The 12,365-nt window shown below is 38.8% G+C and carries 11 protein-coding genes and 2 riboswitches; of the genes, 4 read left to right on the top strand and 7 right to left on the bottom strand.

The genetic code is table 11. From position 1 onward, the window contains the following. Positions 1-74 precede the first annotated feature (74 nt). Positions 75-986 carry an acetyl-CoA carboxylase, carboxyltransferase subunit beta gene (accD, locus tag PTQ27_RS10455; protein ID WP_273748730.1) on the top strand — a complete coding sequence of 304 codons (912 nt, stop codon included), beginning with the start codon at positions 75-77 and terminating at the stop codon, positions 984-986. A gap of 11 nt (positions 987-997) precedes the next feature. After that, positions 998-2,299 carry a bifunctional tetrahydrofolate synthase/dihydrofolate synthase gene (gene folC, locus PTQ27_RS10450; protein WP_273748731.1) on the top strand — a complete coding sequence of 434 codons (1,302 nt, stop codon included), beginning with the start codon at positions 998-1,000 and terminating at the stop codon, positions 2,297-2,299. Between the two features lie 68 nt (positions 2,300-2,367). Here folC and PTQ27_RS10445 read toward each other — a convergent pair whose 3' ends face one another. From PTQ27_RS10445 to moaA, 7 genes are all read right to left on the bottom strand, one after another. Further along, positions 2,368-3,564 (bottom strand): amino acid aminotransferase, encoded by a 1,197-nt coding sequence (locus PTQ27_RS10445; protein ID WP_273748732.1) that lies wholly within the window; start codon positions 3,562-3,564, stop codon positions 2,368-2,370. A gap of 106 nt (positions 3,565-3,670) precedes the next feature. Then, positions 3,671-5,497 (bottom strand): tRNA(Met) cytidine acetyltransferase TmcA domain-containing protein, encoded by a 1,827-nt coding sequence (locus PTQ27_RS10440; RefSeq protein WP_273748733.1) that lies wholly within the window; start codon positions 5,495-5,497, stop codon positions 3,671-3,673. A 6-nt stretch (positions 5,498-5,503) separates the two neighbouring features. After that, positions 5,504-5,986: an rRNA maturation RNase YbeY gene (gene ybeY, locus PTQ27_RS10435; RefSeq protein ID WP_273748734.1), complete on the bottom strand. Its 483-nt coding sequence runs from the start codon at positions 5,984-5,986 to the stop codon at positions 5,504-5,506. 78 nt (positions 5,987-6,064) lie between these two features. Next, on the bottom strand, positions 6,065-6,520 hold the full coding sequence (gene moaE / locus PTQ27_RS10430; protein WP_273748735.1) for a molybdopterin synthase catalytic subunit MoaE: 456 nt from the start codon (positions 6,518-6,520) through the stop codon (positions 6,065-6,067). A gap of 1 nt (position 6,521) precedes the next feature. After that, entirely contained in the window at positions 6,522-6,767 is a 246-nt protein-coding gene (gene moaD, locus PTQ27_RS10425) for a molybdopterin synthase sulfur carrier subunit (protein WP_273748736.1), read from the bottom strand. Next, a complete protein-coding gene (moaC, locus tag PTQ27_RS10420) occupies positions 6,760-7,236 on the bottom strand; it encodes a cyclic pyranopterin monophosphate synthase MoaC (protein WP_273748737.1) in 477 nt (158 codons plus the stop codon). The genes moaD and moaC overlap by 8 nt, the downstream gene beginning before the upstream one ends. 484 nt (positions 7,237-7,720) lie before the next feature. After that, on the bottom strand, positions 7,721-8,746 hold the full coding sequence (moaA, locus tag PTQ27_RS10415; RefSeq protein ID WP_273748738.1) for a GTP 3',8-cyclase MoaA: 1,026 nt from the start codon (positions 8,744-8,746) through the stop codon (positions 7,721-7,723). Then, a riboswitch (molybdenum cofactor riboswitch) is annotated at positions 8,735-8,893 on the bottom strand. Its footprint overlaps the gene before it by 12 nt. A 165-nt stretch (positions 8,894-9,058) precedes the next feature. Here moaA and PTQ27_RS10410 point away from each other — a divergent pair. Then, a complete protein-coding gene (locus PTQ27_RS10410; protein ID WP_273748739.1) occupies positions 9,059-10,798 on the top strand; it encodes a LuxR C-terminal-related transcriptional regulator in 1,740 nt (579 codons plus the stop codon). Between the two features lie 204 nt (positions 10,799-11,002). Beyond that, positions 11,003-12,118, top strand: a complete 1,116-nt coding sequence (locus PTQ27_RS10405; protein WP_273748740.1) for a NapC/NirT family cytochrome c — start codon at positions 11,003-11,005, stop codon at positions 12,116-12,118. A 74-nt stretch (positions 12,119-12,192) separates the two neighbouring features. Beyond that, positions 12,193-12,332: riboswitch (molybdenum cofactor riboswitch) on the top strand. Positions 12,333-12,365 lie beyond the last annotated feature (33 nt).

Here is a 12,365-nt window from a genome sequence, read left to right as displayed (position 1 = left end):
CATATCCAAAGCAGGTAAATTATGCTTTAATAGCAAGAATTTGTTATCCCATACTCAATCCCAAAGGAAGAAAAATGAGCTGGTTAGAAAGAATTTTAGGTAGAGATTCATCCTCATCAAGTAGTACAAAATCTAAAGTACCAGAAGGTGTTTGGACAAAATGTACAAGTTGTGAACAAGTATTATATAGTGAAGAATTACAACGCAATCAGTATGTATGTCCAAAATGTGATCATCATATGCGTATTGATGCACGTACTCGTTTATTAAATTTATTGGATAAAGACAGTGCAGTTGAAATTGCCGCAGACTTAGAACCACAAGATGTATTAAAATTTAAAGATCTAAAAAAATATAAGGATCGTTTAAGTGCCGCTCAAAAACAAACGGGCGAGAAAGATTCTTTCATCGTCTTAGCAGGTAAATTATATGATATGCCTGTGGTAACTGCCTCATTTAACTTTGAATTTATGGGCGGTTCTATGGGTTCTGTTGTTGGGGCAAAATTTGTTAAAGCAGCAGAAAAAGCCTTAGCAGAAAAAATTCCATTTATCTGTTTTTCAGCATCTGGCGGGGCTCGTATGCAAGAGGCATTATTCTCACTAATGCAAATGGCAAAAACCAGTGCGGTATTGGCTAAAATGAAAGAGCAGGGTGTGCCGTTTATTTCGGTATTAACAGACCCAACTTTAGGTGGTGTTTCTGCAAGTCTTGCAATGTTAGGCGATATCAATATCGCTGAACCTAAAGCCTTAATCGGTTTTGCCGGCCCTCGTGTTATTGAACAAACCGTACGTGAAAAATTACCGGAAGGCTTCCAGCGAGCCGAATTCTTATTAGAACACGGTGCGATTGATATGATCGTTCCTCGTAAAGAGATGCGTGATACGTTAGCTCGTGTTTGTGCCAAATTAACTAATCAACCAACACCATTTAAAGTTGCAGAGTTAGTGGTTGAAGATGTTGAGCAAACTGAGCAAGCATAATTGAACATCTAATGAATACATTAATTACTCCTAAAGCCACGGATTCTTTGGAAACGTGGCTTTCCTATTTAGAGCAAGCTCATTCAAAGCCTATTGATATGGGCTTAGCACGTATAAAATCTGTTGCAAAAGCGTTAGATTTATTAACTCCTGCACCTTATGTTATTACTGTGGCAGGCACAAACGGTAAAGGCTCAACCTGCCGTTTGCTTGAAGTCGCTTTATTAAAAGCCGGCTTTAGTGTTGGTGTATATTCTTCCCCTCACTTAATTCGTTATAACGAGCGAGTAAGAATTAACGGTGAGTTATTAGAAGATACAGAACACGTAAAATCATTTGCAAAAATTAACGAAAATAAGACCGCTTCTCTCACTTATTTTGAGTTTAGTACGCTTTCTGCTCTCGAATTATTTAAGCAAAATAAGGTTGATATTGCCATTCTTGAAGTCGGTTTAGGTGGGCGACTTGATGCCACAAATATTATCGCCCCAAACCTTGCGATTATTACCTCTATTGATATCGATCACGTTTCGTTTTTAGGCGATAACCGTGAAGAGATAGGGCGAGAAAAAGCAGGCATTTTCCGAGAAAATATCCCTGTGATTATTGGCGAACCTGATTGCCCTAATTCAATAAAAGAAATTGCTAAATCGTTAAATTGTCACGCTTTTTATCGAGGAAAAGAATGGGATATTGAAATTCGTCATAATTTATTGCAATGGCATTCCAACGAACAATCTTTCATTGATCTGCCTATGCCACTTATTCCGATGCCTAATGCTGGCACAGCAATTGCGGCATTATTGCAGTTACCGTTTAAGATAAGTGAAGAGATCATCCGATTTGCTCTAGAAAACGCACAAATGATAGGCCGTTTTCAACAATTAACGGACAAAGATTTTGCAAAATTCAGCCAAAAGCGACCGCTTGCAAAAGTGATTATTGATGTTGGACATAATCCTCACGCTGCACGCTACTTGGCAGATAGGCTAACTGAGTTCAAACAGCCGAATCAGAAAATTTATGCAGTATTTAGTGCGTTAGAAGATAAGGATTTATCAGGCATTGTTGAACCGCTAAATGCTATTATTGATGAATGGTACTGTGCTGGGCTGGATTGCTGGCGAGGGCAAAGTAGCGAAATGGTGTTTGAAAAATTGGTAAAAGTCTTGCCAAATTCAACCGCTTGTTACTACCAAACCGTGCCAGAGGCAAGCCTCACATTGTTTGAAAAAGCAACTTCACAAGATATTGTGCTTGTATTCGGCTCATTCCATACCGTTGCAGATTTTATGCTATGGTTGGAAAAATAAAAAACCTACAAATAAAGATAAAAAATGCCAGCATTTTCGCTGGCATTTTCATACTTGGCTATTTGGAGTTAAAGCACTTTCACAATCGCATCGGCTAATCTTTCGATATTTTCGCTAGTAATACCGGCTACATTGATACGACCTGAACGTACTGCATAAATCGCAAACTCATCTTTTAATCTATCTACTTGCTCTGGGCTTAAACCACTAAATGAGAACATACCGTTTTGTTCGGTAATAAATGAGAAGTCTTGCGTTGCCCCTTTCTCTTTTAATAATTGAACTAGCTGGGTACGCATAGCTTTAATGCGGTTACGCATTTCGTCTAACTCTTCAATCCATTGTGCTTTTAAAGTAGGATCTGCCAAAGCAACGGCAACCGCACTGGCACCGTGAGCCGATGGGTTAGAGTAGAGTACACGAATAATAGATTTAATTTGTGTAAATGCACGGTTTGCATCATCAGCATTGTCTGCAATTAAGGTAAATGCACCAACCCGCTCGTTGTATAAACCAAAGTTTTTAGAGAATGAGCTTGCCACTAATAATTCACGGTTGTTTTTCACAAATGCACGTAAACCGTAAGCATCTTCTTCTAAACCATTTGCAAAACCTTGGTAAGCAAAGTCAAATAATGGTAACCAGCCTTTTTCTGCAGATAATGCCGCTAATTGCTCCCATTGTGCAGGAGTTGGGTCAATCCCTGTTGGGTTATGGCAGCAGCCGTGTAATAACACCACATCGCCGGCTTCTGCTTGGCTTAAATCAGCAATTAAATTATCCCAATCTAATCCGTTAGTTTCTTTATTGTAGTAACGGTAGCCTTTAACATTTACACCAACAGCATCAAAAATACCATTGTGGTTTGGCCACGTTGGGGTAGAAATCCACACATTTTTCGCACTGGTATGACGCTTAATAAATTCAGCAGCAATACGTAATGCCCCTGTTCCGCCTAAACTTTGAGCCGTTTTTGCACGCCCAGAGGTAATCACTTCAGCCCCTTCGCCAAATAATAAGGCTTGTGTTTGAGCATTAAAACTTTGCACACCGTCAATGGTCAAGTAAGTTTTACTCATTTCGCTATCTAATAAGCGTTTCTCAGCCTCTTTTACGGCTTTAACAATAGGGGTTTTACCTTCGTCGGTCATATAAACCCCGATTCCAAGGTTAATTTTACCTGTACGATTATCGGCTTTGAACGCTTCACCTAAACCTAAAATTGGGTCTGCCGGAGCAGCTTGGATATGACTAAACATTGACATCTGTGATCCTCTTAAGTATTAAAAACAAAACAGTGAATTTATACGGCTAAATGAAAAAATTAGCAAGAGCAAAACATAAAAAAATTGATTAAATCAATAAATTATTTTAATGCTTTTGTGTTTTTAGAAATTCTTGAACGATTTTTCGGTATTTTTCAGCTTCCGCTTTTGAAATATTGCTGCTATGAACTTGAAATTCTTCTAAGGAAGAATAAGCAAAATAAAGCCGTTTTAAACTGACATAAACCGCTGAAAATGATCGATTGCCTTCTGCAAAAGCTGTTAGATTGTTTATGTCCCGAGAGCTTAAACAGTATTCCGCAAGCGGTTGAAATTGGCTGAAATGTTGCAATTCATCATAAATTTCCGTGAAAAATGGCTGAAGGGCGAAATCTCTGGCAAAGGCTTGGGTTGCCTGCTGTGCAAATAGCTTTCCTTGCTCCGAAACCGGGTAAAGCATCATTGCACTTTGATAACCGCTACTTGCTTCTTTATTCGGTGTGATTTGCACAAGCCGGAAACCGCAAGATTGCCAAAAGGCGTAGAGTGGAGCAGTTAGCCCAAAGCTCACAGAGATAAAATCAAGCGGTCGTTTTTCTACCGAATTTTGCAAAATAAACTGAGAAATCAACCGCTTGCCAACGCCTTGATGTTGCAATTCAGGCTTAACGGCAATACGAGAAATACGCAGTGAATGTAATTCACAGGCTTGCGGTAAATTGCCTTGGAAACAGAGATATTGAGCGACTAAACTGCCTTGTGGACGCCGTTCGCCTCGCCAGATTGCCTGAGTGAGTTCTGCGTCTAATCCCCCTTCGTACATTGCCCAAATACCACCAATCAGTTGCTTATTTTCATAAGCACGATGTAAAACCTGATTTTCGCCATCAAATAAACGACGTAAATCCGTTGCGGTGGTTTTGTAATGGGCTTGGGCGAGCAGTTGATAAAAATCAGCTATTTCGCTTTTGCTATCGGTTTCAACAAGCAATAAGAGTTTATTTACAAATTGCTCAAGAGGATCGTTTTCTGCCCAACGTAACGGCTTAGTCAGCTGCCATAATTTGTTTGAACGAGTAAGTTGTGGCAAAAATTTAAGGGAAAACCCACGTCCTGTGCCTTCATAATTTTGTGTTGTTGTCGTTAAAACCACTTTATCAAAATAGTGGCAAAGCTGATGTAGCATTGGTAAGGGCAGGCTTGCCGCCTCATCAATAAAAAGCCATTGATGAGGAGAAATAGCCTTGTTTTTCACTTGCTCAATTAAATTATCAGGGGCAAAAAAAGGAATTTCTACTTCTGCCGAACGCCAAAAACTCGGTAAAGCGGATTGAGAACGAGCGGTAATCAATATTTTATGTTGTTTGGCTAGAGTTGTCGCAAGCCAGCCAGCAAGGGTAGATTTGCCACGCCCCCGAGGAGCGGTAATTAAGTGAATATCGGCAGGCTCAAGCGGTAGTTTTTGTAAAATAGTTTGCTGTTGCTCGGTTAAAGTTATTTTGCAAACTTTTTCTTGAATTTGACCGCTTGTAGTAGGTAATTCAGTTAAATTACTCTTAATTTCAAAACCAAATTTTTTCACTAATTGTTTAAAATATTGGTAGAAATGAGGGCTAGAAATCGGTTGATTTGAGTTCCAACGTAACGCATCAAAATCTAGCTCGTTTTCTAAATTATGCCACTGTGGGCAAAGAAGGAATAAAGTGCCATTTTCTTGAATAGTACCAGCCAAAATAGCAAAGGCTTCAAGATTGAAATTTACCCCATTTTCCGCTTGCATATTATAAAGTGCGAACGGGTATTCTCGCCCTAATAGGCTTTTAGCATTAGAAAATGGTATGGCTTTTAGATGATTGTTTTCAGGAATGTAAAAACAGCCTTGTTTTTCAAGGCTGAAGGTATTTGATTGAGTAATAATAGCTAACGAGCGCATCGTAAATTATTCTTTCTCGGAAATATACGGATCTTTATAGCCCAAACTTTGCATAATTTCGGTTTCTAGGCTTTCCATCTCAACCGCTTCATTTTCTTCAATATGGTCGTAGCCGAGCAGGTGCAGTGTTCCGTGAATAGCCAAATGAGCCCAGTGAGATTCCAGAGAAATACCTTGCTCTTGAGCCTCTTTTTCCACGACTTGACGGCAAATAATTAAATCGCCCAACAAAGGTAATTCAATGCCTTCTGGCATTTCAAATGGGAAAGAAAGCACATTGGTTGGTTTATCTTTACCACGATAAGTTAGATTTAATTCGTGACTTTCTGCCTCATCAACAATACGGATTGTGATTTCTGTTTCTGGAAAATCTTCGGTTTGAGCTTCAAGGCTTAATGCTCGTTGTACCCAATGGGTTAATTGTTCAACGGTCGGAAGATTACCTTGCTTTTCACTGGCAATTTGTAAATCAATAATCGGAGCAGTCATTCTATTTCTTCTCTTTTAATCGTTATTACCTAATAAATTCCCCTCCTTAAAAAGAGGGGCTAGGGGAGATTTACTAGATTATTTCCATTTTTGGGCTTCTTGTTGGTCGCTCTCACGCCCTTCAATCCAGCGTTCGCCATCTTGTGTTTGTTCACGCTTCCAAAAAGGAGCTTTGGTTTTTAAATAATCCATAATAAATTCATTTGCGTGGTAGGCATCACCACGGTGGGCAGAACTTACACCCACTAGCACAATTTCATCGCCCGTATTGAGTTGCCCGATGCGATGGATAACGGCAACACGTTGTAAATCCCAGCGGCTACGTGCTTCATCAACAATTTCTTGCAAGGCTTTTTTCGTCATTGCAGGGTAGTGTTCAAGGTATAAGCCCGATACATTATCGCCTAAATTCATTTCACGCACTTTACCGATAAAAAGCGTGGTTGCCCCTACGCTGTGGTGTTCGCTTAACCAGCGGTAAATCTGGTTTTGGTCAAATTCCGCTTCTTGTACTTCAATAACGGTAGAGTTCATTTTAACCCCCAGTTACCGGTGGGAAAAAGGCGACTTCATCGCCATCTTTAATTTCAGTTTCAAGAGGGGAAATTGTTTGATTGATTGCTACCAATAATTTGCCTTTTTCCAGTGCCAGTTGCCATTTTTTACCCTGTTGGCTTAAATGCTCACGCAACTCATCGGCGGTTGCAAATGTTGCCTCTACCTCTAACATATCTGTTGCCACAAGCTCACGCACTTGGGCGAAAAATAATACTTTAATCAACGTTGAAATCTCCTGATTTACCGCCGCTTTTATGCAACAATCTTACATTCTCAATAACCATATCTTTTTGTACAGCCTTACACATATCGTAAATTGTGAGTGCGGCAACGCTGGCTGCCGTTAAAGCTTCCATTTCCACCCCTGTTTTACCTGTGAGTTTACAGAGTGATTCAATACGCACTTGGTTAGTTTCGGGTAATGCCTCAAGTTGAACTTCTACTTTAGAAAGCAGCAAAGGGTGGCAAAGCGGAATAAGCTCCCAGGTTCTTTTCGCTGCTTGAATACCAGCAATGCGAGCAGTGGCAAAGACATCACCTTTGTGATGATTTCCATTAACGATCATTTGCAAGGTTTCTGCATTCATTCTGACAAATGCTTCGGCACGAGCTACTCGTACCGTTTCTTGTTTCATTGAAACATCAACCATATTGGCTTCGCCATTTTGGTTGATGTGGGTGAAGTTGGTCATTGTTTTTTCTCTTTTAATTTTACTAAATTCTTGTTACTTTCTTTGCTTGTGCAAAGAAAGTAACCAAAGAAAGCACACCCTACTTCACCGCTATTCTTCGCTTTATTTGAATTTGCTTAACAAAAAAATTTAAAACTCGCCAACGTTGTTGGCTCAGACACTAAATTTTTTCTACAAATTCAAAGACGCTCAGGCGGTTCAGAAGGGAACCCAATAGGGCAATATCAAGCGGTCATTTTTATTCAAAAATTTGCACAATCTTAAATGATATGCCATTTGCCCCTATTTTCCGCCGTAGTGGTTGCGTAAACTTTTGAGGACAACTTTTCTTGTTTGAGCTTGCATAGCAAGCGAGTTTGAAAAGTTAGTCCCAAAAGTTAGCAACAAACGGAGGAATAAGGAAAATTTGGGGTCGCCTTTCTTTTGGTTACTTTTCTTTGGCGAAGCAAAGAAAAGTAACATAATCAAAACGCTTGGTGGTCGTTTAACCACCAATACTTGCTAAATTATTTCTCACACCACTATCCCCAATATGCAAATAGTGATGCTCACGTTTACCTTGTAAAGCGGATTTTAATCTTGCCTCGAGTTGAAATTGTTGGTCATCTCGCTCAAGTAAATCTCGGATATCAATCCCTTCTTCGCCAAATAAACAAAGATGAAGTTTGCCTAAGGCGGAAACCCGTAGGCGATTACAAGAGGCACAGAAATTCTTTTCATAAGGCATAATTAAGCCGATTTCGCCTTTATAATCTGGGTGTGAAAGCACTTTTGCCGGCCCATCGGATAAAGCTTTCGGCTGTAGTTGCCAGCCTTCTCGGATTAAACGTTCCATCACAGACTGCCCAGAAAGATGTTGAGCTTTAAAAAACTCATCCATTTCGCCTGTTTCCATCAGCTCGATAAAACGCATTTGAATTGGTTTATCTTTAATCCAAGCAAGGAATTTATCTAGCTCTGGGGCGGTGTATTGTTTCATCAATACCGCATTGACTTTTATTTTTTCGTAGCCGATTTCAAAGGCTTTATCAATACCTTTTAGAATAGATTGCAGTTTGTTTTCGCCTGTGATGAGCTGGAATTGGCGAGTATCAAGGCTATCCACACTCACGTTAATATTTGTGATCCCAGCTTGTTGCCAGAGTTCGACATCTCGCTCCATACGGTAGCCATTAGTGGTTAAAGCCACTTTACGAATACCTTGCGTTTGGGAAATGGTATGTGCAATTTCAAGGAAATCTTTACGCAGAGTAGGCTCTCCGCCGGTAATACGGATCTTTTCTGTGCCTAAATTAGCGAATGCTTTAGCAATGCGTTGAATTTCATCAACTTTTAGAAATGTCTGCTTGTGCGAAGGCGGTCGATAGCCATCGGGCAAACAGTAATTACAACGGAAATTACAAACATCGGTAATTGATAATCGTAAATAGGTATATTGACGCTGAAAACGATCAACAAGCCCAGAAACAATATCATCACCCACATTTTTAATTGGGATAATAGATTGCATTTGACACCTTTCTAAACACGAGAGGATAACTCATTTCTAAATTATCCTTTGAACAGTTTATAAAACTGTTACTGGCATAAATTCCATATCGAAAATTTGTCTTTAATTTTTAGAGTTAGGAAATAATGCTCGGAGTCTTAAATAAAAAATTGTTTTTATTCTATTGTGATAAAAATAATAAGGCAAGAGGTATATTAAAATTGTCGCTTATTCTTATAAAATATTCTAATTTCTTCTTCTTTTGATTTATATCATTTAAATAAAGGTTGAATTTTGTTATTTTAAATTACTAATTTCGAGTTAGAGGAAAAAATGATTAATAACAATCAATGGTCTTGTTTGGTGAATAAGCAAGGGGAGGTGTTAGAATGGGAAGATAAAGCGGGGGCAGAATATTTAGCAACACTTCCTCAAATTTGCCTCTATGCTCAATCCTTACTGCATTCTGATAAAAGTGCGTTACAATTTTATTATTGCTTGGAAAACAACCAATGGCTTAAATTGGTTTTAGAATATTATAAAGATTTTGTACTGATTCACGCACAAAAGACAGAATTACCCTTTGAGTTGAGCAAGCGAGAAATTGAATTGCTTACATTGGTCAGTAGTGGGTTAAGTAATGAAGAGATCGCTAATGCACTGAGTATCAGTAAGCGTACTGTTGATAAGCATATCGAAAATATTTTTGCTAAAACCAAAACTGAAAGCCGAACATTATTAGCCATATTTGCTATTACAGAAAATCTAATCTGCTTACCCACACCTGGGCATTTAGAGCACTCTCCTTTAGCTACCTTTAAAATAGAGCAATTAGCAAAACAGCTTGAAACGAAAAAACAAGCGGTTGAATTTACTGAAAAAAATCTATTTTCTATCAATAATAACTACCATAGACCAATTATTATCGGTGTGCCTTATGTTGAACACGGCATTGGAGAAATTGATACTCGAGAATTACTCAATGGTACTCAGCTGGCGGTAGAATGTATAAACCGACAAGGTGGTATTAATGGGCGAGAATTACAAATTGCGACAGCAGGTTTTTGTGTTAAGGATAAAGCAAGTATTCTTAATGCTTATAATGCCTTATTAGATCAAGAAGTAGATGCAATTTCTACCGCTTATGCCTGCTATTTGCCTGAAGTCCACGAGCTGATTGCAACTGAAGGTATTCCTTATTTACATATCGCCACACACAGTGGCTCAAACAAGTTGGCACAAAATTTACCGAATAAACGTATTGAGAATATGTTTCAAGTCTGTGCCAGCGATGTAACCTATGGCTCGGGGGTTTCCCGTTTTCTACAATATTACCGTTATCATTATGCTAATTTTATTCAGAATAAAACGGTAATGGTGGTGTCGGTAAAATGGCAAAAAGTAGATATTGGCATTGAAAATCTAACTTTTAGTTTGCGAGAGCAAGGGTGGAAAGTTGAGCAAGTGGAAATTGCACAAGAGCCTAATATGTATGAAAATTTGATGAAACAAGTACATAACCAATCGCCGTCTATTATTGTGCTGGCTTCTTATTTTGCTGAAGATATCGTGAATTTTCATCAGAATTTTATTCAAAATCCGACTAACGCTATTATTTACAGTATTTATGCTCCTTCTGCATTTTTACCGCACGAACAACTCTGCGAAGGAGTGCTTTGGAGTACCAATAGTGGCTTAAGTGAGAATTTTCTTGGTAAGCAATTTAGCCAGCATTATGAGCAGTTATTTGGCAGACAACCAACTTACTCACAAGCCAGTATTGCTTACGATCAAACCAATATTTTAGCTAATGCGTGGAAGCAAAGTGTTTCGCCTCGCCATTTTAAAGCGGTATCGAATGTTATTCGCTCGCAACCGCATTATGGTGTAAATGGCACTTATTATTTCAATACCGATAGCCAAACAGGGCTTACGTATCCTGATAGTAAAGATTTATCAATTAGCCTGCCACAACTTATTTATCAGATACAAAAAGGCAGAAGTGCCGTAATTGCCCCTGAATTATTTGCTGATTCACAATTTGTATTACCACCTTGGTTTTCTTATAAATAACATTTCATTTTTTAACGCTATAGCGAGGTGAGTTATAGCGTTTTTTGTTATTCATCTCTCAAAATGACTTTAAATTATTTGCTTTAGATCAAACTCAAATCACTCTTTTGGGTTAATACGTATTTTTACTTATTTTAGTACCTCTTAGGAGTTAATAGAATTATCTCGTCTTTAATTTTTAGTATTTTAAGTGGGGGTAGTTTTATGTCGAAGATAAAAAAAACAGCAATAGTTATTGGCATAATGGGATTAGGTGCAGCAGTTTTAGGTGGAACGCAATATGCAATGAAAGCAACAAGTACACCTGAATTTTGTGTAAGCTGCCATTCAATGACACATCCGCAAGCCGAATGGGAAGGAAGTGTTCATTTCTCTAACCGCAAAGGTATTCGTGCGGAATGTTCTGATTGCCACGTTCCACAAGATGGTCTGCATTACGTCAAAGCAAAAGTGATGGCATTAAAAGATGTATGGCATACCTTTGTTACTAATAAATTACCCGATCAAGAAGCTTATGAAGCTCATCGTTTAGAAATGGCTCAACGTGTTTGGGCTGATATGAAAGAAAATGACTCGATGACGTGTAGAAGCTGTCATAGTTTTGAGGCAATGGTAATTTCTGATCAAAAAGAAGCAGCACAAAAAATGCATAAGTTAGCCCAAGAAACTAATCAAACTTGTATTGATTGCCATAAAGGGATTGCACACTTTATGCCAGATATTGAAGTTGATAGTGCTGCAAGTTTGGGGGAATTAACCAAACACGCTGCTGAGTTTAATGCAAATGATAAAACACTCTATTCTTTAGTAATGAATAATGCCCAAATGACAGCAGGTGGTTCAGCACGCTTACTTCCCTTTGCAGAGCTACAAAACTGGCGTGAAGATGGCGATAACATCGTAGCAACTGTTCACGGCTGGCAACAAGCAGGGGCAGAAAGTGTTGTCTATATGGATTTAGGTAAACGTATTATGGTTGCTTTACTTGGCGATGAAGAAAAAGGCAAAGTGAATGTTATGAAGACGGTTTTCGATGAAGTTACCGCTTCTGATTGGAAAGAGATTAATTTTGAAGTCAATCTACCAAAAACGGCAGTAACGGCGAATTTGAAAGCCTTAAATGATTTCGGTAATAACTTAAATGAAAGCCATTGTAGTGGTTGCCACTCGCCAATCGGTGCGGATCACTATACCGCTAACCAGTGGATTGGGGTAGTCAATTCAATGAAAGATAGAACATCAATGAGTGCTGATGATGTACGTGCAGTTACTATCTTCTTACAGCGTAATGCGAAAGATATTAAAGGTAGTTCGCACTAAAAATCGGTGTTAGCCCTTAGGGTTGGCACATCATAATGCGGTTGGTTGCAGAAATTTCATTAAAATCGACCGCTTGAAAATCCAGACACCGAGCTTGTGAGCCTAAGTCTTAGGATATGGTAGCAAGCCGAACAACGAAATTTTCTTTGTTCCAAGGATAATTGGGAAACTGACTATCCTCTCGTATTTAGAAAGGCGTCTTTTGTTAGGGGTTATTATTCTTTTTAACAGCCCCTTAACTTGACTC

This window comes from Mannheimia cairinae, assembly GCF_028649535.1.
Lineage (GTDB): Bacteria > Pseudomonadota > Gammaproteobacteria > Enterobacterales > Pasteurellaceae > Mannheimia > Mannheimia cairinae.
The sequence above is the reverse complement of the archived record's forward strand: the minus strand, read 5'-3'. Positions and strand labels throughout refer to the sequence as shown.